This is a genomic window from Ottowia flava (assembly GCF_008017535.1).
GTDB lineage: Bacteria > Pseudomonadota > Gammaproteobacteria > Burkholderiales > Burkholderiaceae_C > Ottowia > Ottowia flava.
Genome location: NZ_VRUA01000025.1, coordinates 1 through 23,858, shown reverse-complemented (window position 1 = coordinate 23,858; position 23,858 = coordinate 1). Strand labels below are relative to the sequence as shown.

Sequence of the window (23,858 nt, the reverse complement as noted above, 5' to 3'; positions counted from 1 at the left end):
TCGTGCGGCTCCCGGCGCAGCAGGGTCAGTGGGTGCAGGGCATTCTAGGGGGCGCACTGAATGTGCTGAATGCCGCCTGCGGCTGCTGATTTTGGGGGAGTGTCAGAAAACAGGCCTTGCAGGCCGCCGCCGATGCCCCGGGCGCTCCACTGTGCCGTCCCAAACGACCGCCTACTGCGGCTGGCAGCCTTGGCGTTCGTACACGCCCCACGCCAGGCGCTGCTGTTTCGCCAGTTGCGCGGCATTGGCGTACAGCGAAAGCTCCATCTCGCACGCCTTGCCGGCACGCGGCGCGATGCGCAGCAAGGTGAAGACGTCGTCACCCAGGCGACAGCCGGCCTGTCCGGGCAGCGTGATCTGCACCGCGTTGCCGCTGGTCTGCCCCTGCACGCTGCGCGCCACGGCGCCGCAGGGCTTCCAGGTCAGGCTTTGTGCGGTCAGTGTCAGCGGGCCTGGGGCTTCCAACGCCTTGCTGACCGGCGTCCAGCGGCCCTGAACGCTCGCCGGCAAGACTTCGGTGGCCACCGTGGGCGGAGCCTGCACGGCTGTCGGGGCGGTTCCTGGCGCCTGGGCGGTCACGGCGCGAGCGCCGCAGCCCAGGGTCAGCAGCGCGACCAGCCAGGCGCCCGCCAGTGCGGCGCGGAGGCGCAGTGGGCTCATTGGAACAGCTCCGCCGGGGCCTTGTGGGCGGCGGCCCAGCCTTCCCAGGCGACATCGGTCGGTCCGACGGCCAACTCGACCAGTTTCCAGACGGTGCCATCGCTGTGCAACAGTGCGACGCACAGGCTGGATACACCGCCCGCCTGGGCGGCGTCGTGGCGGTCGGTGCCAGCGTAGTCGAAGCGCTTGCCGGCCGGATCTTGCATCTGGGCGGTCAGGAAGACCCAGTTGCCGTGCCGTTTGATTTGCTCCGGGACGACACGCAGCTGCGCCGCTTCGACCTTGAGCGCTTTGGCGGCCGCGGCGCTGGTGGTGGCCACCATGGCGTCGCGCTCGGCCGGGGTCACTGTGACGGTCGCGGCGTCAGTGGGTGGCACCATGCTCAGGCAGACGACCGGCAGGGCCAGCCATTTTGTCGGAAATTTCATGGGGATCAATCTCTCAGAGTGACATCGGCTTCATTGGACCATCGCCGTGCGCTGTGCCTGCGACGAAACGTAGCTGAGCATAGTTGCTATAAAAATAGAAGCTTCCAGCACTGGTATGGCAAGGGCGGAGTCCGAATATGTCGCGAAAATCAAGCGAAGAAAAGGCGCCCGAAGGCGCCTCAAGCGGGAAGAGGGCTCAGGGGGGTGTCAGGATGGCCGACACCTTGTTGTGCCACCAGCTGTTGCTGTCGTAGGTGATGCGCTGGCTGCCGTCGGTGTTGCGGTTGTTGGAGCCCACCAGCGTGATCTTTCCGTTCTCGTTCTTCGCAACGATCTCCGTGTGCGAGACCCCGTTGCGTTGCATGATGACCACGTCGCCAGGCTTGGCGTTGGCCATGTCGACCGGCTTCCAGCCCTTGCCGCGCAGCGTCTTGTGGAGCTGTGCCACCGAGTCGGTGTGCTCGCCTTTGCTCAGCAGCCCGTTCTTCTCGAGCACCGCCGAGACGAAGTTGGCACAACACACGTTGTTGGGCACATTGGGGTTCATCGGCAGCTCGCCGCTTTTCTTCAGCTCGGAAGCGTTGCGTTCAAGAAAGCTTTCGGCAATCTGAGCCGTGCGCGCGCCCGCGCCATTGCCCACGGGCGTGGGTGTTGCCGGGCCAACGACGCCCGGGCCATTTGACCTCTCGCCCGGCCGTGCACCGCCGCCCGGGATGTTGATCTTCTGGTCGGGGTAGATCAGGTCTGGGTTGGCGATCTGCGGGTTGGCCGCGATCAGCGACTGCAGCGACACACCGTGCGCGCGGGCGATGGCCCACAAGGTGTCGCCCGACTTGACCGTGTAGCTGCCTTGCCGCGCGCGGCCGGTGCCTGCGTAGTCCGCGCCATTCGGTGCGGACGATCCGTTCGGGCCGGATGGGCCTGCGCCGTTGCCTGGCGGGCGCTGGTTGCCGAACATCTGCGCTTCTTCGTTGCGGCGGCGCACCAGGCCTGGCAGCACGCGGCCACCGGCGTGCACGTATTTGCCGAATTCGGCCTGCGCGCCGGCGTAGTCACCGGCGTTCAGCTTCTGCAGCAGGCCAGAGCGGCCCAGCGCGCCGGCGCCCAGGTTGAAGGTAAAGCTGACCAGCGCGTCGAACTGGCCTTGCGACAGCGGCACCTTGACATTCTTGCGCACCGCATCTTCAGCCCAGCCCACGTCCTTGCGCAGCAACTGTTCGGCCTGGGCTTCGCTGATCTTTTGACCAGGCTTGGCGGTGCCGGTGTGGCCGTAGCCGATGGTCCACACACCCACCGGATCCTGGTAGGCGCTGGTGCGCAGGCCTTCGTGGCTCTTGATCAGATCGAGCCCGCCAGAGCTGAGGCTCATGCCTGCCGGATGCGCACCGCCCTGACCGGGCGCAGCACCATGGGCGCTCCCGGTCGGAGTGCTGCCACCAGCGCCGGTGGACGGCTTGCCGCCCCCCATGCCGCCGGGCACGCTGATGACGTCGCCAGGGTAGATGCGGTTGGGGTTGATCAGCTGCGGGTTGGCGGCGATCAGTGCGTCGAGCGAGATGCCCAGCCGCCGGGCAATGGCAGAGAGGGTGTCCCCGTGGTTGACGGAAACGGAGCGGCCGGCGCCGGTGCCGGTACCCTGCGTACCGCCGGTGGCGAGAGAAATCGCTGTCATATGAATGCGTCCTTTCTAGGCGAGGATGGGAGGGTCTTGTGCCCTCGTTCCCGGCCTTCTGCGAGGCCTGTCTGTTCCCCTGGGTTAGTGAGCACTTTCATTCTGTGCCTCTGCCAAACTGGTGAAAAGCTGGGATGGTTCCCAATGGGAACGGCACCACCCAGGCGCGCTTGGGTACGCCGAATTGAGTTCATTGGTACGCATTCAAAGCCCCTGCGCTAGTAACGTTCCCAGTTTTCAAGGCACTGGCCCCTCGTTCACACTCACCAACCAGCATGATTTCTCACGATCCGAAAGACGCGGCCCCGTTCGATGGGCGCGCTACCGACGCCGATGCCGTACCCGATGCGGTGGCGCCCTGGGTGTTCGAGGGCGAGAGCCCCTGCGGCCCGTTGCGCCTGACACTGCCCCGAGAGGCTGGCGTCGACGAGCCGCTGTCTGGCGTTGCTCAGGTGCTGGACCTGGCCCAGGCCGAGCCCTTGATCCGCGCGGTCGAGCAGTGGCTCAGCAGCCCCTGGGATCCCGCGCCCGTGGACGCGGGCAGGGCGCCCGCGCTCTACCGCGCCGTGGTGCGCGACCCGGCGCTCGCCCGCCCGGGCAGCCACCTGGAAGTGCCGCTGGCGGCGCTGCATGTGCCGCCGCCGGAGGCGCTGCGTGCGCCTGCGCTGGAGTGGGCCACGCACGATGCGACGGTGCTGCTGGGCGAAGTGCCGCCGGAGGCGCTGGCGCAGTTGCAGCCCGGCGCGCTGCTGTGGCTTCCGGGCGCATTTGCTGCCGCCTGGGACGTGCAGTTGACCGACGCCGACCGGCGCCTTCCACCCTGCATGGCCCAACTGGACCTGACGGCCCAGCGCCTCGTCGTGCCAGCAACCAGGGCCGGTGGCGCCTTGAGCGCGGGCCCGCGCGACTCGGCAGCGCCCCAGGTCGTGCTGTCTCGCCCGGTCCGCCTCCCGCTGGACCGCTGGCTGGGTTGGGGCTCGGCGGGCAGCGCCTACGCGTGGCCGACGCCGCAGCCCTGGGCGGCCGAGTTGCGCCAGGGAACGCAGGTGTTGGCGCGTGGCGCGCTCATGCCCATGGGCAAGGGCTGCGGCCTGCGCATCGAGGCGCTGGCGCAGCCCGCGGTCGCGGCCTGAGCGTTTTGTCACCGGATTGGCACTGCGCGCAGGTAGGATGTGCGCAGACAGCTATGGTTTAGATAGTAAAAAAGTGTGAGAACGCCCTTGCATTCCCTTTGTCGAACGGGCGCGCGCAGCGCCACCCCCGAATGTGGGCCGAGCCATGCCGTACCCGGTGCGTGCCGGCTGGCCCAGGAGGGCTCAGCATGGACTTGAGCCAGTTCACCCCCTCCTCGGCGCTGATCACGGTCATCGTGGTGGCGCTGGTGCCCTTCGTGGGCGTGATGGTGACGTCCTTCACCAAGATCATCGTGGTGCTCAGCCTGCTGCGCAACGCGCTGGGCCTGCAGCAAGTGCCCCCCAACGTGGTGCTGAACGGCATGGCGCTGGTGCTGACGATCTACGTGATGCTGCCGGTGGGCATGGACATGGCCGAGCGCGCGCAAGGCGTGAGCAACCCGGCGGGCAGCACGGCAGGCTTGATGGCGGTGACGGACGCCGCCAAGGAGCCGCTGCGCGATTTCCTGGTCAAGCATTCCAGCCCGCGCGAGCGCGCCTTCTTCCTCAAAACCGCCCAGAAGAACCTGTCGCCCGAGCGCGCCGCGCAGCTGACCGAGCGCGACTTCGTGGTGGTGATTCCGGCCTTCACGGTGGGCGAGTTGTCGGCGGCCTTCCAGATCGGGTTTCTGATCTTTTTGCCGTTCCTGATCATCGACCTGATCATCGCCAACATCCTGATGGCCATGGGCATGATGATGCTGTCGCCGACCACCATCTCCTTGCCGTTCAAGCTGCTGCTGTTCGTGCTGGTGGATGGCTGGGTCAAGCTGTCGCACGGGCTCGTCCTCTCGTACTGAACAGAGGTTGACGGATGCTGGATTCGCAAGCCATTCAACTTGTTTACCAGGCCCTGTGGCTGGTGCTGGTGCTGTCGGCGCCGCCGGTGGTGGTGGCCGCGCTGGTGGGTTTGCTGATCGCGCTGATTCAGGCGGCCACGCAGATCCAGGAGCAGACGCTGCAGTACGCGCTGAAGTTCTTTGCCATCGTGTTGACGATCTTCATCACGGCCTCGCTGCTGGGCGGCTCGCTGTACCAGTTTGCGGACCGGGTGATGACGGAATTTCCCGCGCTCGTGAAGAAGTGAACCCCCCTGAGACGCTGACGCGCCTTCCCCCCTTTGCTGCGCAAGGGGGGACCAGGCCGACGCCCGGCGCAGGTCCGGGCGTGGCCTGCGCTGGCCGGGGCAGTGTGGTGCGGGCCGCGCGCGCACGGCTGGCGAAAGCACTCCCCGGTGGCGCGCCGCATCGGCTTCGTGCGAGGCGCGTCCATGGGTGAGCTCGCCGACGTCGGCAGCTTGGGCGATCTGGCGCTGCTGGCGGCGCTGGCGTCGACGCGGTTTGCGATGGCGTTCTTGCTGTTGCCGATCCTGGCGCAGGACACGGTGCCGCAGATGGTGCGGGCGTCGGTTTTTCTGGCGTTCGGGGTGATCACGCTGGCGGTGCAGCCGATGATCCACGTCAACGACTGGAGCATCGGGCAGTGGATCGGCATGTTCGGGCGCGAGGCCTTTCTGGGCCTGGCGCTGGGGCTGCTGCTGGCGGCGGTGCTGTGGGCCTTCGATGCGGCGGGCGAGGTGGTGGACGGCGCCAGCGGCATGGGCATGGCGCAGATCGTCGATCCGCTGTCGGGTCGGCAGACCTCGCTGTCGGGCGCCTTCCTGGGGCGTTTGGCGGTCTACGTGTTCATGTTCTCTGGTGGGCTGATGCTCTGGGTGGGTGTGCTGATGGAAAGCTTCGTCCAGTGGCCGCTGTCGCAGCCGGGCTTCACGCTGCGGCCGCAAGGGGTGACGCTGTTCGAAACCGCCTTTGCGCAGTTCGCCGGGCTCACCTTCATGATCGCCGCGCCGGCGCTGGTGGTGCTGTACGCGATCGACCTGTCGCTGGGCCTGATGAACCGTTATGCCCCGCAGCTGAACCTGATCTCGATCTCAATGTCGCTCAAGGGCGTGGCCGCCGTGGGCGTGTGGCTGGTGCTGCTGGGCACGCTGGTGCGCACCCTGATCGACCGGCTGGGCGAACTGATGCCCACCATCATCCAGCAGGTGCGCGCCTTGCTGGGATGACTACCAGTATTGATTTTTAGATGAAATTGGCCTCTAGCCCATGTCAAGCATGCGCGAGTAGCTATGAAAACAGGAGTTTTTTCCAACCCATGAGGGGCGTTGGCAGGCGTGAAAAAGTTCGCACCTACTGGGAACGATCCCAGTAGCGGCGAGCAGGCCGGGGTCGTAATATCTCCGTCACGAAACCTTTTTTGACGACCTGATCGCCATGAACACCTTTCCTCCCCTGTCCTCTCTGCCGCCCGGCCTGCACGCGCCGGCCGCCGGTTGGGACCGCGCCCGTCCGGCGTCGGACGGGACGGGCACCACCGGCGATGCGGCCCAGCAGTTCGGCTTTCTGGGCGACCAGCAGGCTGCCCGCGCGCTGACCGTGCCGGCCAACAGCGGCCAAGGTGCGTCGCAGTTGGAAGCGCGCTTTCTCGCCTGCCTGTTCCAGTAAGCTGCGCCTTGTCATCCTGCGGCCACCGCCGCGCCGCATCCGGCGCGGCTTTTCTCTTTTTTAGCCTCCCATGAGCAGCCCTGCGCCCACCTTGGTCCCCAAAACCGAGCCCGACTGGTCCGGCGCCGCCGAGGTGCTGATCGAAGGCTGCGCCCACCTGCCCACGCCCGAAGAGCGCGTGCGCTGGCTGGAGCGCCTGTGCATCTCCCTGGGCGACGCGCTGTACCCCGCCTTCCTGCAGGTGCTGTGCCGCGTGGGCGAACACGGCGACGCCGCGGCGCAAAAAGCCGTCGCCGACACGCTGGTGCTGGCGCTGCAGACCGGGCGTCTGCCGTCTGGCCGCCACACGGCCTGGGGCGCCACCCACGGCACCGCCACGCGCGCCATGGGCCCCGTCGAATACCTGTGCGCCTGGCACGCGCAGCCCGACAACCGCGGCCCGCTGGCCGCCACCGCGTTCGACCGCGCCGCGCGCGCCGTGCTGGGCCTGGTGTCGCACAGCGATCAGGCGCGCCGCATGTACTGCGCCAAGCTGCTGGCCGATGCCGAAGACCCGCTGGGCGGCGCCTGGGCACGCGGCACCCGCCCTGCGCTGGCCGCCATGGCGCGCAGCTGGGGCGCGGTGAGCGCAACCACGTCGCCCCAACGCGCCGCGGCCGACGCGGTCGACGCCTTTCTGGCCGAGCTGCGCCGCAGCGGCGGCGAGGGCGTGGCCCAAGTCACGTCCGGCTGGATCCCGCCAGCGCCCCTGCGGTAAGCAGGGTGGGCTGCCGATCGGAATGAAAACGCCCGCCAGAGCGGGTTGAATCTGCGCAGGCAGCTACCGTACAGATAGCAGCCGCCACGCTTCAAGCGACTGCCCATGCCCCCACATCGGGGATCTGGCATAGGTACAAGTACCAGCTGGTGCTGTTCCTAGCTCGTAACGCCCTGAATGTTCATCAGGCGCGCTCTTTGCTGCAATCAGACAAGAGTCCGGCCACAGCCGGGCTTGCATTTGGCAGTCAAGGAGTTTTGCCCATGTCACCCCCCATTTCGAGCGTTGGCCGCGCCGGCGATAACGTTGCCCACGCGGCAGTCGGTATGTCCGACGAAGCCCAGGAGCTGCTGGAGAGCGCCAGCCACCTGGGTGTACCCAACACGCAGGCGCTGGCCCAGCAGCTTGGGAAGGTGTCCGACCCCACGCAGCGCACCACGCTGCTCAACGAAATTGCGCCCAGCCTGGACGCGCGTCAGGCGGCCGACGTCAGCAGCGAGCTCGACAGGTTGGGCAAGCCCGCCAAGCTGGACGAGGACGCCGCAGCCGGGGCGGGCAAGAAGGACAACCCGGACGGCGTGGACGCCGACCTGGTCATGGACCTGACCCAGATGGGGCTGGACGTGGCGGGGATCTTCGACCCCACGCCCATTTCCGACGGCGCCAACACGCTCATCTCGCTGGGTCGCGGTGATTGGCTGGGTGCGGCCCTGAGCGCGGTCAGCATCATTCCGTACGTCGGCGACGCGGCCAAATTGGGCAAGCTGGGCAAATGGGGCGAAACGGTGACCAAGGCCATCGACGCAGCCAAGACCAACCCGGCCATGCGCGAAGCCATCAAACCGGCGATGGACGGCCTCAAGAGCGCGCTGGACAAGATCCCTCTCGACAGCTTGCCCGAGAGCATGCGCAAGCCGCTGTCCGACCTGAAGAACCAGGTGGACGACTTCGCCAAGGCGGGCAAGGGGATCGACTTTGGCAACATCCCCCCGCAGCACCATGGGCGGTATGAGCGCTATGTGGAAAAGGCCAAGGTCGACGGCAAGGAGCCCCTGGCACCCGATGCCTGGCTGAAGAAGGCCGAGACGGTCTGGGCCAACAACGCAGCGGGCAATGCCTACGAAACCTCCGTGCGCGAAACCCTGGGTTTGAAAGTCGGCCCTGGCTCCAAGCCGGATGTCATCGATGGCTACATCCCGGACTTTCCGGTTGGGAAGCAGTGGGGCGTGATGGATGTCAAGAACGTCAAGGACATTACCAGCAGTCCACAGTTGGACGCGTTCTACAAACATGCCAAGGAAAAGGGCTTGCCCTTCAACATCGTGATCGGTCCCAACACCGAGACGATGTCGGCACCCTTGATTGGCAAGATCCTGGAAACAGGCGGTCAGGTGTTCAAGATGGATGGTGACAAGCTGGTTCCCGTTACCATTGAGCAAGGTTCCCGACTGGTACTCTGATATCTATGTTCAATCTCTTCGCTCTTGCCAAAGACGATGCGGGCTCTATCACCAACGAGTCCCTGATGCGCGACTTGCAGAACGATCCCGGCTTCAAGCAGTTCCGTATCTTCACTGAGGATCTGCAACTCCCCCGGACCACCATCGTGGTCATGGAAAAGGATGGTTGGCGTGTGCGCTTTTTCATTCGGCCGGGTGAGGACATGACGCTGAGCGTGACGGAGGTGAAGAAGGTGATGGGCAAGAACGCCGCCAAGTTGCCCGCGAACTTTCTGGACTACAACACCGAGATCGCCATCGTCTTCGGGGATGACCCGGACAAGCGTTTCACCAACGACATCATTGAGATTGGCGAGTTCGTGCGGGGCAACTACCCTGGCGTGGTGATCTTCGACCAGTACAACAAGGACGTCTGGTAGCGCGCCACCTGCACCATCTCGCAGGTGTGCTGGAAAAAGCATAGCTATCTGCGCAGGTGGATGTAGGGCTGGAGATATCTTTGGCCGAAATTTTCGGTCAAGGGCAGCGCGCCATGGGCGCCGGTCGCTTTCTCAAGCGTCGTGATCGGCCGCCAAGGGCGAGGGTGCCGCCGCGCGCTTGTCGATCAGGCTGACGTTTGCCGCGGTCACCCCCAACACGTATTCGTGGTCGCCGTCGCGCACCACGATCAGGCGCTCGCGCCCGCCCAGCGGGACGGCCTGCACGACCTGCGGGGGCGTACGGCCGTCGATGGAGCGCATCGTGGTCGCGCGCTTCAATAGGCGCAGGAACAGCCAGGCCAGCGCCAGCACGAAGGCCAGCGCGAGCATGGTGACCAGTACGCTGGACCACAGACTGGCTTCGGGCGGGCCGCCGGCGACTTGGGCGGCGGACGCTGCTGCCGATGCGCCGTTCATGCCCGGCCTCCGTGCCCACCCCGTGGGCCGCGTCCGTGCGCGTCGCCGCGGCGCCAGCGGCGTGGCACGTAGCGGGTGAAGCGGCGGCGCGTGGCGCTGTCACCGTCCGCGCCCTGGGGCGCATGGTCGTAGCGGGTCAGGTCTTCGCCGGGCGGCTCGCGCCGTTTGCGAGGTTGGTCGCCGCGCGCGGCTTCTTCGGCGTGCGCGGCCGCTTCACCGCGCGCCTTGGCCAACTCGTGCCGCACATCCTGCGCCCACAGGACCACGGTGGCGATGATGTCGAACAGCTCGGCCGGGACGATTTCACCCGGTTCGGCGTCGGCCAGTAGGCTGCGGGCGAGGTCGATGTTGCGCAGCACGGGCACGCCCGATTCCTGAGCGGCCATGCGCATGGCCAGGGCGTCGTCGTCCTCGCCCTTGGCGGTGACGGTGGGCACCGGGCAGGTTTCCCGGTCGTAGGCGATGGCGATGGCCACGTGCGTCGGGTTGACCACCAACACGTGCGCGTTGGCGGCGGCGTTGTTGGCGCCTTGTTGGGCCCATTCCTGCTGCAACTGCTTGCGCTGGCCCTTGAGGTGGGGGTCGCCTTCCGCGTCCTTCATCTCCTGGCGGATGTCGCGCATGCTCATGCGCATCTTCTTGCTGTAGGAGTAGCGCTGCCAGGCCAGATCCATGGCCGAGACCAGCACGAAAGAGCCGCCGGCCCATGCCAGCAGCAGCCAGGTGGTTTGCCACAGCGCTGCGCCAACGCTTTCCGGCCGGCCGGACACCAACAGGGGCAACTGGGGCAGGACATCGCGCAGGACGAGCCAGGCGATGGTGCCGACGACGGCGGTTTTCAGGATGGACTTGATCAGCTCCACCAGGTTGTCCATCGAGAACATGCGCTTGAGGCCCTTGGCCGGGTTCAGGTGCTCGGCTTTGGGTTTGAGTTTTTCCGTGGTCATCACTGGACCGGCCTGGATGAACTCGACCAGCGCGCCCACCAGGGCGACCGGCACTACGACCAGACCGACGACCGTGAGCAGTGTCATGCCAGCCTGCCGGCCCAGGCGCGGCGCGGCCTGGGCAAACGGCTCCTGCATCACCTCAAAGCTGGCACGCACCAAGCTCGCGACCTGATCACCCACGACCGGCAGTGCCAAGGCCGCCAGCCCCAGGATGACCAGCATCCCGGCCGTGGACGTGATGTCCTTGCTTTTGGAGATGTCCCCCTTCTTGCGTGCGTCCTGCAGCTTTTTGGGGGTCGGCTTTTCTGTTTTGTCGCCGCTGTCGTCTGAACCAGCCATAAACCTGAGGCGAATTACTCGCGCAAATCGGAAATTAAGTAAAAACGATTCAATTTAAATCGCACCGAAAAATCGATGCTGCCGCAAGTCTGCGCGGCGCCGACGACTGCATTATGAAAGGTGAAACTGTACGTAACCAGATACAAATCGAATCTCCCTCCATGTATCCCTATGGGGCTCTGTATAACGATTCGGGCGTTTTGATTTGTCAAGCCAGGACACCTGGATACATGTTTGCGCGATATCCGTCACGAAACAGCCAAACCCGTCGTCAATACTAGTTGTTGTAGCTAACTGCAGATGTGTACCTGTGCGAATTCGGATCCATCGGCCAATGGCCGCGGGCGAGCCTTGGCGTTCGCCCCAGGCTTGGGCCATGCTGTTTTTCACGTGGACGTCCCTGAGCGTCGCCGTGGCGGGCGCGAGCCCGGCCACCCCTGAGGGGGGCGGCTGCTCGAGCGGGTGGGGGCAGTTGCTCCCGGCGGAGCAACGCAGCAAGGCGCTGGAAGCCCGAGGCTGTGGCGACGCTGCCAGCCGCCCTGTGGCGCTGGCCGATCAGATGACCATCTACGACCGTCCGCTGGACCGGGGCGCGTTGGGCCCGCTGGCCGACCCGGACGCTCGTCATTCCGGCGCGGCCTCGACGCGGGCCGCGCGCGCGGTCTCGCGACCGCAAGGAGGGGAGAGTGTGCGTTCCGGCAGTTTCCGCCCGGCCGCGTTTGCACCGCTGATCGACCGCGCCGCGCGCGCACACGACATCGATCCCCTGCTGCTGCACGCCATCGCCAGGGTGGAGTCGCGCCACCAACCCAACGCGGTGTCGCACGCCGGCGCCCACGGGCTGATGCAGGTCATCGTGCCAACCGCGCGCCGCTTCGGGGTGGGGGCGGCACAGCAACTGCGCGACCCTGAGACCAATCTCGATGTCAGTGCCCGCTACCTCAAGACGCTGCAGCAGCGCTTCGGCAACGATCTGCCGCTGGTGCTGGCCGCGTACAACGCAGGCGAGGGCGCGGTCGAGAAGTACGGCCGCAAGATTCCGCCCTACCGTGAGACCCAGGGCTACGTGCGCAAGGTCATTGCGGAATACGACCTGCTGCGGCGGGTGAGCACGGGCCACCGTTCTGCGACAGTGCTGTCGCGCGTGGCGGCGGAGTCCGATCTGTGAGTCTGGCGAGCTATTTCCAGACGGCCAATGCCGCGAGCAACCGCGGCGGTCTCATGGCGCGGTTCACCGACATTGCGCTGGTGGCCGGCATCGTCGCCATCATTGCGCTGATGATCGTGCCACTGCCGACCTGGGCGATCGATGTGCTGGTGGCGGTGAACATTGCCGGCGGTGTGCTGCTGCTGCTGCTGGCGATCTACGTGGCGAACCCGCTGGAATTCTCGGTTTTCCCGAGCGTGCTTCTCATAAGCACCCTGTTCCGGCTGGCGCTGTCGATCGCCACCACGCGGATGATTCTGTTGCACGGCGAGGCGGGCCACATCATCCAGACCTTCGGCCATATGGTGGCGGGCGGCAACCTGGTGGTCGGTCTGGTGGTGTTCCTGATCATCACCGTGGTGCAGTTCATCGTGATCGCCAAGGGCTCGGAGCGCGTGGCCGAAGTCGCGGCGCGCTTCTCGCTCGACGCCATGCCGGGCAAGCAGATGTCGATCGACTCGGACCTGCGTTCGGGCCTGATCGACAAGGATGAGGCGCGCCGCCGCCGCCGTGTGCTGGAAAACGAAAGCAAGCTGAACGGCAGCCTGGACGGCGCCATGAAGTTCGTCAAGGGCGACGCCATCGCCGGCATCATCATCATCATCATCAACCTGCTGGGCGGCCTGGCCATCGGCGTGATGCAGATGGACATGTCGATGGGCGATGCGGCGGTGAAGTACTCCATCCTCACCATCGGCGACGGCATGGTTACGCAGATTCCGGCGCTGCTTGGCGCCATGTCGGCCGGCCTGCTCGTCACCCGCACGACCGACGATGAGCACGACAAACACCTGGGCGACGCCATCGGCCGCCAATTGACCGCCAAGCCGCGCGTGCTGCTGGTTGCGGGCGGCTTGTGTCTGCTGTTCGCCATGGTGCCGGGCTTTCCGGCCATCGTGTTCGTGCTGCTGGGCATGGGTTTGTTTACCGCTGGCGCAATGCTGACGCCGGCGCTGCGTGCTCGCTGGGAACGCTTCATGCAGCCCAAGGTGGCCGCCGTGCGCCGCCGCGCGCCGGTGGCGCCGACCCTGATGTCGACAGATGCCGCGCCGCCGCGCCCCACGGTGCCGCTGCTGCTGGAGGTGCCCGCCGGTCGCCTGTCGGCCGACGACAGCCGCGAATTGCTGCATGGGCTGGAGGGGGTGCTCGACCATTTCCAGCTGTACCTTGGCCTGCGGCTGCCGCGCATCGATGTCCACGCCGTGCACCTCGACGAAGAAGCACTGGCCGACGAGCATGCGCTGGACTGGCGGCTGCTGGCCCACGAGGTCCCGGTGGCCCAGGGTCCCTTGCCCACCGAGCAGACGGCGATCGGCCTGACCGACGCGGTGCGTGAGAGCCTGCGCCGCCACACCTCGCTGTTCCTCGGCACGCAGGAGGCTAACCACCTGTTGACGCGCGCCAGCGCCGACCTACCTGACGTGGTCAAGGAAACCTTGCGCGCACTGCCGCTGGCCCGCGTGGCCGAGATCCTGCGCCGCCTGGTCGAGGAAGAGGTCGCCATCCGCAACCTGCGCGACATCCTGGAGACACTGTCGGACGCCGCGCAGCGTGAAAAGGATGTGTACGCGCTGACCGAACTGGTGCGAATCGGCCTCAAGCGCCAGTTGTGCTACCGCTATGCCCCCGAAGGGCGCCTCAACGCCCTGCTGCTGGAGCCCTCGCTCGAGGAGATGCTGCGCGGCGCGGTGCGCGTCAACGGCGGCGCCCAGCAGCTGGCGCTGGACCCGGCGCAGACCGCTCAGCTGATGCAGCGCTTTCGCGAGGCCGTCCAGCGCTACAAGCCGGCGGCCATCGTCACCGCGGTGGACATTCGCCGCCACGTGCGCAAGCTGATCGAAGCCGACTGCTTCGACACCCCGGTGCTGAGCTACCACGAACTCATGCCGACGCTGCACCTGGAGGTGCTTGGCCGCGTCGGCGCGGAAGGCACGGCCATGCTGGAGGTGGCCACGTGACCGCCAAGGAATTTTCGACAAACCACAAGGGAAGAGGAATGTTTTCTGCCATGGGAATGACGGAGGGAATAACGATGGGTACGGCCACCGCAGGTGTGCGCGGCTGGCGCGGCTTGTTGGCCGGCTGCGTGCTGGGCGCGGCTCTGGTGGCCGGCGCGGCACACGCGGCGCCCATGCCGATCGAGGGGCGTCAGGTGGACATGACGGCACGCGAGCAGCCGATTGCCGCGTTCCTGCAGGACTTCTTTGCCACGCTCGACGTGCCGGTTTCGGTCAGCGGCGAGGCCAAGGGCGCGGTCAATGGCGTGTTCAGAGGCCCAGCCGACAAGGTGCTGGCCAATATCCTGCGCTCGTTCGGGCTGATGGCGTATTACGACGGCTCGGTTGTGCACGTCTATACCCCGGGCGAAACCACCACGCGCACCTTTGCCATGCGTCAGGGCAATGCCCCTGCGGTGATCACGACCGCGCGCGACATGGGCCTGACCGACTCGCGCAACACCTTGCGCGTCAGCCAGAACGGGGCCCTGATCGCTTCGGGCAACAAGCGCTTCGTCGACATGGTGGGCGAGCTGGCGACCGGCCAGCAGAGCCAGGCCACGGCGATGGCGCCGCTCGGCTTCAAGGTCTACTACCTGCGTTATGCGTGGGCGCACGACGTGCAGGCAAATTTCGGCGGCGGAACCACGGTGATTCCCGGGGTGGCGACGATCTTGCGCTCGTTGCTGACGACGCAGCGCGGCGGCGGCACGGCGCCGCTGGCGCAGTACCGCAATGGCGGCGAGCAGAGTCTGCGCGAGCAGGGGCTGCGTCGTCAGGGCACGCTGGGTGCGCGCGGCGCCAACCCGATGATGCCGACCGCCGACACCGTGCAGCGCGCCTGGGACCGAGGCGGCGGCGTGGACATCGCCATGATCGATTCGCGCATGCTCGATGGCCTGCGCGAGAGCCCGGCGCCGAACGATGCACGCGTGGAGGCCGACACGCGCCTGAACGCCATCATCGTGCGCGATACGCCCGATCGGCTGCCGTACTACGACGAGTTGGTCAAATCGCTCGATGTGCAACCGCAGGCGCTGGAGATCGAGGCGACCATCATCGACCTCAAGACCGACAAGCTGCGCGAACTGGGCATCAACTGGCGCCTGAACGACGACCGCTTCTCGTTCCTGTTCGGCAACGGCACCAACAGCGATAACCGGCTGGTCAACGGCGTGCCGGTCCAGGACATCACGCCTTCCGGCCAGGGCGGCTTCATGTCGCTGGTGCTGGGCGGGCGCAACAACTTTATCGCCCGCATCACCGCGATGGAAAACCAGGGCGTCGCGCGCGTGGTTTCCAGCCCACAGGTGATGACGCTGTCGAACGTCGAGGCGCTGTTCGACCACACGCGCAGCTTCTACGTGAAGGTGGCCGGCCGCGAAGAGGTGGATCTGTTCAAGGTCTCCGCGGGCACCACGCTGCGCGTGACGCCGCACGTCTTCCAGGAAGGCACCGACGTGCACATCAAGCTGCTGGTGCAGATCGAGGATGGCTCCATCCTGCCCACGCAAGTGGACACGATTCCGGTCGTCGAGCGCTCTTCGGTCAACACGCAGGCGCTCATCGTGGCTGGCGAAAGCCTGCTGATCGGCGGCATGGTGCGCGAAGTCACCTCGGAAGGCGTGACGAAGGTGCCCTTCCTGGGCGACATCCCGGTGCTGGGCCACCTGTTCAAGACCAACACCGACATTGGCGAACGCGTGGAGCGCCTGTTCCTGATCTCGCCGCGCCTGGTGCCGGCACGCCGTCCGATGAGTGCCAGTGCCCCGGTCGGTCCGCAGCGCCCGGGTGGTGCGGTCGCGGTCCCGCCGATGCCTGAGCACGAGAAGCCGGCCTGGCTGCGTCCGCGTGAAGGCGCGGCCACCACGACGAACCCGTCGCTGCCCGCGGCGGGGGAGCAGTGAACGACCCCCATCTGTCCGTCGAACACTTTGACAAGGAGTTGCGACACATGAAAACTACTCTGTACGAACTGAGGGTGCTCAATGGCGAGCAGCGTGGCGCCACATCGGCAGTGCGCCCGGGCGATACGCTGCGCATCGGCCGCGAATGGTCGAACGACGTCGTTGTGCAGGATGCCGGCGACAGCGTTGCCAGCATCCTGCTGCGCGACGATGGCTCTCTCGCGCTGGGCGCCGACGGCGGTGACTGCAGCGTCGACGGCGCCGCCCTGGAAACCGATCAGCCGACAGAGGTGGCGCTGTACACGCCTTTCACGGTAGGCGGCACTTGCATGGCGGTGGGCCGCATTGGCGCCTCGCAATGGGGTGCGTTGTTTGGCGACACACCCGTGCCCGAGGAGCCAGCGCAAGCAGCGCCAGCGGCTGAGGACCAGCCGCTGGCCGCGGCCGAAATGGCGCCAGCCCCGGCCCGCAAGCGTGGCGGCCTGTCGCAGCGCCTGCTGACCGGGGGGGCAGCGCTGGTGGCGGTATCCGCCTGCGCGCTGACCATGGCCTGGGCCATGGGCCCGGGCACACTGAAGCCGGCCGAGCAGGTTGAGCACCTGCGCCAGACCCTGGCCCACCTGGGCTACGGCATGCTTGACGCCGAGCACCGAGACGGCCAGCTCGTCGTCAAAGGCTACCTCGACACCGTGGCGCAGCGCTCGCGGCTGGAGCAGGCATTGGCTGGCCAATCGCCCGCGCGCCTGGCGGTCACGGTGAACGAGCAGGTCACCGCCAGCGTGGCCGACGTCTATCGCCTGAACGGCATCAGTGCCGACGTGAAAAGCGGTGGCCCCGGCGTGGTACAGGTGCACACGCGCGAGGCCGACCAGGCGCGGCTGGATCAGGTGCAGGCCCGTGCGCGGCGCGATGTGCCTGGTCTGAGCCAGATCGTGGCGTCCAACGACGCGCCGCCGGTTCAGCCCAGGCCCGAGGCCACGATCAGCGACCCCGGCAAGCGCGTGGCCGCGATCGTGCCGGGCGAGCCCGCCTACGTGGTCACTGCCGACGGCACGCGTTACTTTGAAGGCGCCGTCCTACCCACCGGCCACCGCATCCTGGCCATCCTTTCCGACCGTGTGCAGATCGAGCGCGACGGCGCCGCCAGCACGCTGAATTTCTGAACCTTGCCGCGCAGCGCTTTCTGGACCCTCGCTGTGCCGCCTCCCCTTCGTTTCGGGTCCCCTTTTGTGCAGCTTCAACCTACACGAGGTCTTTCATGAACAACAACGCCAACATCATGGCCGCGATGGCGGTGACGCCGATCGCCGCGAACAAGCAGGCCAAGCCCAACAGCTGGTACGAAGTCATGGCCGAGGCATGGGGCAAGACGCTTGACGCCAAGGCCAGCGAGATCGAATCCGCTGCGGCCGAATTGACGGGCGGCAACGATCAGCCGAGCCACATCACCCAGATGACGGCACTGGCGCAGCAGATGGGCTTCATGTCCAACAGCGCGCACACGTCACTCCAGTCGGTGGGCACGGCGCTCGAAACCGTGGCACGCAAGCAGTAAGCGCCATGACATCGATCGTTGCCTCATTGGCCGCGCCTGAGGCGCTGGCTTCTACCGCTACCGGGGGCGTGAACGCCGGCTACGGCGTTTCGTTGACCGACCTTTCGGGTTTTTCCGCGGCCCTGTCTAACGCCCAACAGGGTGGCGCGGGTGTGCTCGAGCCCCAGGCCGTTGCCGGCCCCAGTGAAAGCATGCAGGCGCTGTTCAAGCCGCTGGAGCACATCAACGCGGAAGCCGCATCGCTGCACCAGACGGCCGAGGCGGCCATGGCTTCCGGCACCGAGATGACGCCCAGCGAAATGGTCATGCTGACGGTGCAGGCGCAGGAATTCCTGTTTCACAGCCAGTTGACGGCCAACGTCGCCAACCGCGCGTCGGACGGGCTGCAGCAGCTGTTCCGACAGCAGGCCTAAACGGGGCCGTGCCGATCGCCGACCGCCCAGGCGGTTGGGCGTGCTGCTCCGGCGCCGCTGCCACCACAGCGTACCTGTCCGTGACGACGTTTGGCCCGGCGCAGAGCTTGGCCGCCGCGGCCGGTCGGGCACGGCGCCACCATCGCTGGCGAATGTTTTGATAGCAGGTCGCGCAGGCCAGGCAAGCGTTTCAGCATCAAATATGCTTGAAAATGGCTTCCAAACTGCGCAGCCAGCTATGTTTTTGAAAGCGAAGCACCGCATGACGAATCCTGTTTACCACCGCGCCGCACGGCTGGCAGCGCCGCTGCTGCTGGTGGTGCTGGCGGCCTGTTCGCAGCAGGAGCTGTACGGCCAACTGAACGAGCGCCAGGCCAACGAAATGGTGGCCGTGCTGCGCAACGCCGGCCTGCAGGCCGACAAGGCACCGGCGCGTGACGGCAAGTCCTACGCCGTCAACACCAGCGCCAGCGACTTCTCGCGCGCCGTCGAAGTGCTGCACGCGGGCGGCTTCCCGCGCGATTCGTTCGACACGCTTGGCCAGGTGTTCAAGAAGGAAGGCTTCGTCTCCTCCCCCACTGAAGAGCGCGCCCGCTTCACCCACGCGCTGTCGCAGGAGCTGTCCAACACCCTGTCCAACATCGATGGCGTGGTGCAGGCGCGGGTGCATGTCTCCGTGCCCGAACGCAACCCGCTGGCAGACAAACCCACGCCCGCCACCGCTTCGGTCTTCATCAAGCACCGCCCCGGCGTGGACCTGAGCCAGCAGGTCGGCAACATCAAGGGCCTGGTCGTCAATGCCATGGAAGGCCTGCCTTACGACAACGTCACGGTGGCCATGTTCCCGGCCGAGCCCATTCCGCCCGCGGCACCGCGTTCTGCGCTGGCCGTGGCCTGGGCCAACTACGGCGTGGCCATCATCGCCGTGGCGGGGGTTGGCGCGCTGGCCGTCTTGGCCGCGCTGCTGCTGGGCTGGCGCCAACGCCGCAAGCCAACCGCGCCAGCGGGCAGCCAGCTGCCGGCCACGCAGTCACCCGCTTCGCCGGCGCCGCGCCGCTCATCGCCGCTGCGCGCCGTCGGCGCTGACGCTGCCAGGGTGGCCGCCGACAGTTGATGCCCGCCGCCATGTCCAGCGCCAACGACCTGCCAGCCACCGACGCCCGCGCCCGGCGCGCCGAGCGGCTCGCCGTCGCCCAGGCCTTGCCCGGCGTCGCGCTCGACTGGGCCGCCATCGACGCCTGTCCGGCCTGGCTGGCGCGCAGCCCCGCCGAACGAGAACTGCTTTGCGCCCATGCCGGGGCGTGGTGGCTGGCGGCGTCGCTGCGTGCCTGCATCGACGGCAAGCGCCTGACCCGCGTCTGTGAAATGCTGGGCGAACCGCGCCTCAACGCACTGCGAGAGGCGCCCGCCATTGCGCGCGCCGAAGCGCTGGGCCAGGCGCCCAGCTCGCTGCTGCCTTCGGCCGACGACATGCCGCACCACCTACTCGCCTGCGGGCGTGCGCTGTTGGGCTGGAGCTTGCCTGCGCGTGCGCGCGCCCCGGTGCTCGCGGCCATGGGCTGGGCGGCTGACGACAGCCACCACGCCGTTTTTGACGCCCACGCCGACTGGGCGCATCAGGCGCTTGAAGCCGCCCTGAGCGATACCGCCCCCGCACCAACCGCTGCGGACGACGGCGTTGTGCCCGAACTCGCGCAAGCCACCGACCAACTGCCGGACGGCGCCGCCCCGACCGAATGACCTACCTGCTCACCCTGCACCGCCACCCGCAGCTCACCGTGGCCACCACCGACCCGGTGGTGCCGCCCGGCGAGTTGGCCCCGCTGCAGGATGCGATGGCGCTGGCAGACGAACTGACTGCGCTGCTGGCTGGCCAGCAGGCGGCGCGCGTCCAGGCGCAGGCCGAAGGCTACGCCGCGGGCGAACTGTCTGGCCACGCGGCGGGACAGGCACGCGCACTCCAGGACGCCGCGGCCACGCTGGCCGAACACCTGCAGCGCATCGCCGGTGAACAGGCCGCCCAGCGCGACGAGTTGCGCCACGCCCTGGTGGCACTGGCCAGCGGCATGGTGCGCCGCATGGCCAGCGATCTGGCGCCGGCCCAGGTGCTGGCGGCGCTGGCCGAACGCGCGTTCGACCACGTCGTGCCGCCGCAGCCAGTGCGCCTGCGCGTGTCGCCCGCGCTGGTTGAGCCGGTGCGCCAGCAACTGGCGCTGCGCGAGCTGACGCTGCCGGTGCAGTGCAGCGGTGACGACACTTTGCACGGCCTGGAATGCGTCGTCGAATCGGCCGCTGGCACCTTGCTGGCGGGCTTGGACGACGTGCTCGCCCGCACTGCGCAATCGCTGGAGACCAGCCTGCGCACCCAGGCATCGACGGACGACGACGCCGACGGTCAAGCGGCGGCGCAGGCCGAAAGGATGGCCCCATGAACAGCCCGGCCGACCGCCCGCTGCTCGACCCGGCACTGCTCGACACGCTCCAGGCGCTGCAGCCGGTGGTTGCGCGCGGGCGCGTGGTGCAGGCCTTCGGCACCACCTTGCGCGTCAGCGGCCTGCGCGCCCACATCGGCCAGCAGTGCCTGATCCGCGACCCGGCGCGCCCCAGTGCTGCGCCCCTGCGCGCCGAAGTGGTTGGTCTGCGCGAGCACGAAGCCATCCTCGTCCCCCTGGGGCACCTGCAAGGCGTGTCGATGGGGGCCGAGGTCGAGATCATCGAACGCGGTGCGCTGGTGCCGGTGGGCCGCGGCCTGCTCGGGCGCGTGCTCGACGCCTTTGGCGAGCCGCTGGACGGCCAGCCGCTGCCCGCCAACACGGCGCTGCGGCCCTTCCAGTCCGATCCGCCCAACCCGCTGACGCGCCGCCCGGTCGAACAGCCCTTCATCACCGGCGTGCGCGCCATCGACGGCATGCTCACGGTGGGCGAGGGCCAGCGCCTCGGTGTGTTCGCCATGGCCGGTGGCGGCAAGTCCACCTTGCTGGGCATGCTGGCGCGCCAGGCGCAGAGCGACGTCAACGTCATCGCCCTGGTCGGCGAACGCGGCCGCGAGGTGCGCGAATTCCTGGAAGACAGCCTGGGCCCCGAAGGCATGGCGCGCTCGGTCGTGGTGGTGTCGACGTCCGACCGCCCTGCCATGGAGCGCCTGCGCGCCGCGCAGACCGCCACCGCCATCGCCGAGAACTTCCGCGCCCAGGGCCAGCGCGTGCTACTGATGATGGACTCCGTCACCCGCTACGCCCGTGCGCTGCGCGAGATCGGCCTGTCGGTGGGTGAACCCGCCGTGCGCCGCGGGTTTCCGCCCAGCGTGTTCTCCGAACTGCCGCGCCTGTTCGAGCGCGCCGGCAACGACGCCCACGGCAGCATCACCGCCTTCTACACCGTGCTGGCCGAGGACGAGGACGGTTCCGACCCGGTCGCGGAAGAAACCCGTTCCATCCTCGACGGCCACATCGTGCTGTCGCGCCAGCTGGGCCAGGCCGGTCACTACCCGGCCATCGACGTGCTGGCCAGCGCCAGCCGCGTGTTCAACCGCGTCACCAGCCGCGCCCACCAGGACGCCGCGCTGCGCGCCCGCGCGCTGATGGCCAAGCACGAAGAGATCCGCTTTTTGCTGCAGGTGGGTGAATACGCCCCTGGCAGCGACGCGCTGGCCGACGACGCCATCGCCGCGCAGCCGGCCTTGCAGGCCCTGCTGCGCCAGCGGCCCGACGAAGCCAGCGCCATGGACGACACCCTGGTGCAACTGCAACAACTGGGTTGACCGCCGCCATGACCGACCCCAGCCGCCAATTGCAGGACGCCCGCCAGTTGCAGCGCTTGCGCGACCTGCGTGAACGCAAGGCGCTGTCGGCCCTGCGCGTGGCCGAAGGCGAAGTCGCCGCCGCAGAACAGGCCGTGGCCGAGCGCCAGCGCGCCATGGACCGCCTGCAGCGCGAGCGCGACGATCTCAGCCGACGCATCGTCACCGACTGCGCGCCGACCATGGGCCGCCTGTCTGCCTACGTCAGCGCCACGCAGGAAGACCTGGACGACCAGTTGGAGCGCACCGAATACGCCCTCATCGACGACGAGGACGCCCTCAGCGCCGCCCGCGAAAAAGCCGCCGAGGCCCGCGCCGCCTGGCTGCGCGCCGTGTCGCAGAACGGCTCGGCCCAGACCCTGGTCGACGACGCCCGCAAGGCCCTGCTGCGCGAGCGCGACACCCGGCAGGAGCGCGAAGACGCCCCCGTACCCATTCCCCATCTGTGAGTCAGAGGAACACCGCCATGAGCCAGGTTGACCAACCCTCCAGCCGCCCCACCAACACATCGGAAACCTGCGTCCGCCCATCGGCCAGCGCGCGCGCCAGCGCCGCGCCGCCCGTGCAGGCGCGCCAGCAGTTCGACGCCGCCCTGCAGCGCGCCCAGGACTACGACGAAGACCGGCCCGATCCGCGCCCTGCCAACGGCCCGTCCCAGGTGCGCAAGCCGCGCGACAACGACGACGACACCGAAGTGCGCGACGCCTTTGGCGCACTCGGCCCGCTCAACCCCTTTGCCAACCTGCAGAACGGCCCACTGCAAGCGGGGGCCGTCGCCGGTGCCGAGGCCATGATGGGCGGCGCCGCCACACCCATGCCCATGCCGGGCAGCCACGCTGGCCTCAGTGCCGAATCCATGCCCGGCCAGACCATCGGCGGCGCCCGCCAGTACAACCTCAACCTCGCCGGCGAACAGGCCGCCCTGCACCTGCGCATGACCCAGGCCAGTGCCACCCACTGGCAACTGCGCCTCAGCACCGACGCCGCCACCCGCCAGCAACTCGGCCCCCACGTCGAACGCCTGCGCGAACGCCTGCGCGAGCGCCAGCAAGGCCAGCACACCGCCGACTTCGACCTGGAAGACGACATCGGCGCCTGAGGCTCACAGCCCGACGGCGCCATGCCGTCGAAGCGCCCGGCACCCTACTGGTCAGCCAGCGCGGGGCATCAGGGCATCAGGGCACGACACAGTCCCCCCTAAAAAAATCCGATTCAAATCGGGTCTCAGCCCTTGTCCAGTCTGCGCAACCAGCTACTGTTCGGATAGCAATCGGCTCACCGCGCAGCCGCCCCTGCCCAACGCAGACGCCCCGCACTGCGCCTCAGACGCCCCTGGTAGTTCTCCCAGCTGGGATCGTTACCAGCTGCCAACGCTCCCAATGGCGGTAGGGCGAAGCTATCGACACACTTGTGACAAAGCAGATCAGCGCGACTGGTCTGTCGAAAAAATGTGCTTCAGGGAGCATCTCATGCAAATCGCGTCCAACCCCGCCTTGGCGAACCCGGCTCCGGTCTCTTCACCCCCACCGGCTGCGCCCAGCGACCCTTAAACCGCAGCAGGTCCTGGACCGAACGGCGCACCCTCTGCGCCGGACCCAGCGGCAACCGCCCCTGAGGCGCAGCCCGAGTCGTACTTCGCCGGCTACGTCAAGCCGCTGATCCAGGGCCCGGGAGGCAGGACCTTTGCGCCAGGCCCCGGCGCACCGCTGCCCGACGTGGCAGCCCAAGCGGCCACCGCCCTCGGCGCTCAACCCGAACCGTTCAACGCGGTGACCAAGCCGCTGTACCTGGGGCGCGCCTCCTCGGGCCTATTCGCCGATCTGATGAGCGGCGGCCAACCCCTGCCCATCGGCGGCGACGCGCCCTGGGGCCGCCCCGAATTCATTCCTCGCCCGCAGCCCGCGCTGGCCGACATGGGCATGTTGTCGCGCTCCGGCGTGACCATCAACAACAAGGTTCCGCTGCGGGTGGATAACCCCGACGCCTACTTCGCCGGCACAGCGCCGGGGCGCCTGCAGCGCGTGCCCGACCTGGTTCAACGCCAGCCGGATGGCCGCGGCTCCCAGGGCGAGCAAGACGCGTTCTCCGGTCAACCCGGCAACCAGGATGGGCAACATCCGCTGTTCCAGCAGGCCGAGGACA

At 67.6% G+C, this 23,858-nt stretch carries 26 protein-coding genes; 21 read left to right on the top strand and 5 right to left on the bottom strand.

The annotated features are described in order from the left end of the window. Nucleotides 1–171: 171 nt before the first annotated feature. The 3 genes from FVQ98_RS17720 to safA all read right to left on the bottom strand — a co-directional run bounded on the left by FVQ98_RS17720 (nt 172) and on the right by safA (nt 2,760). Complete coding sequence (locus FVQ98_RS17720; RefSeq protein WP_147914783.1) at nt 172–660, bottom strand: hypothetical protein; 489 nt, start codon at nt 658–660, stop codon at nt 172–174. Continuing rightward, nucleotides 657–1,088, bottom strand: a complete 432-nt coding sequence (locus FVQ98_RS17715; RefSeq protein ID WP_147914782.1) for a hypothetical protein — start codon at nt 1,086–1,088, stop codon at nt 657–659. Before FVQ98_RS17715 ends, FVQ98_RS17720 begins: the two co-directional genes overlap by 4 nt. A gap of 196 nt (nt 1,089–1,284) precedes the next feature. Further along, complete coding sequence (safA, locus tag FVQ98_RS17710; protein WP_147914781.1) at nt 1,285–2,760, bottom strand: SafA/ExsA family spore coat assembly protein; 1,476 nt, start codon at nt 2,758–2,760, stop codon at nt 1,285–1,287. Nucleotides 2,761–3,035: 275 nt separating this feature from the next. Here safA and FVQ98_RS17705 point away from each other — a divergent pair, with 275 nt between their 5' ends. The 8 genes from FVQ98_RS17705 to FVQ98_RS17670 all read left to right on the top strand — a co-directional run bounded on the left by FVQ98_RS17705 (nt 3,036) and on the right by FVQ98_RS17670 (nt 9,072). Then, a complete protein-coding gene (locus FVQ98_RS17705) occupies nt 3,036–3,893 on the top strand; it encodes a hypothetical protein (RefSeq protein ID WP_147914780.1) in 858 nt (285 codons plus the stop codon). A 188-nt stretch (nt 3,894–4,081) separates the two neighbouring features. Then, nucleotides 4,082–4,732: a type III secretion system export apparatus subunit SctR gene (gene sctR / locus FVQ98_RS17700; RefSeq protein ID WP_147914779.1), complete on the top strand. Its 651-nt coding sequence runs from the start codon at nt 4,082–4,084 to the stop codon at nt 4,730–4,732. 14 nt (nt 4,733–4,746) lie between these two features. Then, complete coding sequence (gene sctS / locus FVQ98_RS17695; RefSeq protein ID WP_147914778.1) at nt 4,747–5,019, top strand: type III secretion system export apparatus subunit SctS; 273 nt, start codon at nt 4,747–4,749, stop codon at nt 5,017–5,019. 183 nt (nt 5,020–5,202) lie between these two features. Beyond that, a complete protein-coding gene (gene sctT / locus FVQ98_RS17690) occupies nt 5,203–5,997 on the top strand; it encodes a type III secretion system export apparatus subunit SctT (protein ID WP_147914777.1) in 795 nt (264 codons plus the stop codon). Between the two features lie 208 nt (nt 5,998–6,205). Continuing rightward, nucleotides 6,206–6,436 carry a hypothetical protein gene (locus tag FVQ98_RS17685; protein WP_147914776.1) on the top strand — a complete coding sequence of 77 codons (231 nt, stop codon included), beginning with the start codon at nt 6,206–6,208 and terminating at the stop codon, nt 6,434–6,436. Between the two features lie 70 nt (nt 6,437–6,506). Further along, nucleotides 6,507–7,193, top strand: a complete 687-nt coding sequence (locus FVQ98_RS17680) for a hypothetical protein (RefSeq protein ID WP_147914775.1) — start codon at nt 6,507–6,509, stop codon at nt 7,191–7,193. A gap of 263 nt (nt 7,194–7,456) precedes the next feature. Next, a complete protein-coding gene (locus FVQ98_RS17675; RefSeq protein WP_147914774.1) occupies nt 7,457–8,653 on the top strand; it encodes a putative toxin in 1,197 nt (398 codons plus the stop codon). Nucleotides 8,654–8,658: 5 nt separating this feature from the next. After that, nucleotides 8,659–9,072 carry a hypothetical protein gene (locus FVQ98_RS17670; protein ID WP_147914773.1) on the top strand — a complete coding sequence of 138 codons (414 nt, stop codon included), beginning with the start codon at nt 8,659–8,661 and terminating at the stop codon, nt 9,070–9,072. A gap of 132 nt (nt 9,073–9,204) precedes the next feature. Here the strand turns inward: FVQ98_RS17670 and FVQ98_RS17665 are convergent, their stop codons facing one another. Continuing rightward, the gene (locus FVQ98_RS17665) at nt 9,205–9,549 is read right to left on the bottom strand and encodes a flagellar biosynthetic protein FliO (protein ID WP_147914772.1); all 345 of its coding nucleotides are present in this window, start codon (nt 9,547–9,549) and stop codon (nt 9,205–9,207) included. Further along, nucleotides 9,546–10,838, bottom strand: coding sequence for a type III secretion system export apparatus subunit SctU (gene sctU, locus FVQ98_RS17660; protein ID WP_147914771.1), 1,293 nt, complete (start codon nt 10,836–10,838; stop codon nt 9,546–9,548). Before sctU ends, FVQ98_RS17665 begins: the two co-directional genes overlap by 4 nt. Before the next feature lie 376 nt (nt 10,839–11,214). On the opposite strand from sctU, the gene FVQ98_RS17655 reads away from it, so the two are divergent. The 13 genes from FVQ98_RS17655 to FVQ98_RS17595 form a co-directional block, all read left to right on the top strand. Next, nucleotides 11,215–12,006, top strand: coding sequence for a lytic transglycosylase domain-containing protein (locus FVQ98_RS17655; RefSeq protein ID WP_222707623.1), 792 nt, complete (start codon nt 11,215–11,217; stop codon nt 12,004–12,006). Continuing rightward, nucleotides 12,003–14,003 carry an FHIPEP family type III secretion protein gene (locus FVQ98_RS17650; RefSeq protein WP_147914770.1) on the top strand — a complete coding sequence of 667 codons (2,001 nt, stop codon included), beginning with the start codon at nt 12,003–12,005 and terminating at the stop codon, nt 14,001–14,003. Before FVQ98_RS17655 ends, FVQ98_RS17650 begins: the two co-directional genes overlap by 4 nt. A 74-nt stretch (nt 14,004–14,077) precedes the next feature. Then, nucleotides 14,078–15,949, top strand: a complete 1,872-nt coding sequence (gene sctC / locus FVQ98_RS17645) for a type III secretion system outer membrane ring subunit SctC (RefSeq protein WP_187265791.1) — start codon at nt 14,078–14,080, stop codon at nt 15,947–15,949. 47 nt (nt 15,950–15,996) lie between these two features. Next, nucleotides 15,997–17,112 (top strand): SctD/MshK family protein, encoded by a 1,116-nt coding sequence (locus FVQ98_RS17640; RefSeq protein WP_147914768.1) that lies wholly within the window; start codon nt 15,997–15,999, stop codon nt 17,110–17,112. A gap of 95 nt (nt 17,113–17,207) precedes the next feature. Continuing rightward, complete coding sequence (locus FVQ98_RS17635) at nt 17,208–17,504, top strand: hypothetical protein (protein ID WP_147914767.1); 297 nt, start codon at nt 17,208–17,210, stop codon at nt 17,502–17,504. Nucleotides 17,505–17,509: 5 nt separating this feature from the next. Continuing rightward, entirely contained in the window at nt 17,510–17,917 is a 408-nt protein-coding gene (locus FVQ98_RS17630) for a hypothetical protein (RefSeq protein WP_147914766.1), read from the top strand. A gap of 262 nt (nt 17,918–18,179) precedes the next feature. Then, complete coding sequence (gene sctJ / locus FVQ98_RS17625) at nt 18,180–19,031, top strand: type III secretion system inner membrane ring lipoprotein SctJ (RefSeq protein ID WP_147914765.1); 852 nt, start codon at nt 18,180–18,182, stop codon at nt 19,029–19,031. A gap of 11 nt (nt 19,032–19,042) precedes the next feature. After that, a complete protein-coding gene (locus FVQ98_RS17620) occupies nt 19,043–19,657 on the top strand; it encodes a hypothetical protein (RefSeq protein ID WP_147914764.1) in 615 nt (204 codons plus the stop codon). Then, nucleotides 19,654–20,349 (top strand): FliH/SctL family protein, encoded by a 696-nt coding sequence (locus tag FVQ98_RS17615; RefSeq protein WP_147914763.1) that lies wholly within the window; start codon nt 19,654–19,656, stop codon nt 20,347–20,349. Before FVQ98_RS17620 ends, FVQ98_RS17615 begins: the two co-directional genes overlap by 4 nt. After that, entirely contained in the window at nt 20,346–21,677 is a 1,332-nt protein-coding gene (locus tag FVQ98_RS17610) for a FliI/YscN family ATPase (protein WP_147914762.1), read from the top strand. Before FVQ98_RS17615 ends, FVQ98_RS17610 begins: the two co-directional genes overlap by 4 nt. Before the next feature lie 8 nt (nt 21,678–21,685). After that, the gene (locus FVQ98_RS17605) at nt 21,686–22,165 is read left to right on the top strand and encodes a hypothetical protein (RefSeq protein ID WP_147914761.1); all 480 of its coding nucleotides are present in this window, start codon (nt 21,686–21,688) and stop codon (nt 22,163–22,165) included. A gap of 17 nt (nt 22,166–22,182) precedes the next feature. After that, the gene (locus FVQ98_RS17600; protein ID WP_147914760.1) at nt 22,183–22,815 is read left to right on the top strand and encodes a hypothetical protein; all 633 of its coding nucleotides are present in this window, start codon (nt 22,183–22,185) and stop codon (nt 22,813–22,815) included. Nucleotides 22,816–23,431: 616 nt separating this feature from the next. Beyond that, the coding region (locus tag FVQ98_RS17595) for a hypothetical protein (RefSeq protein WP_147914759.1) at nt 23,432–23,858 on the top strand (427 nt) is incomplete at its 3' end.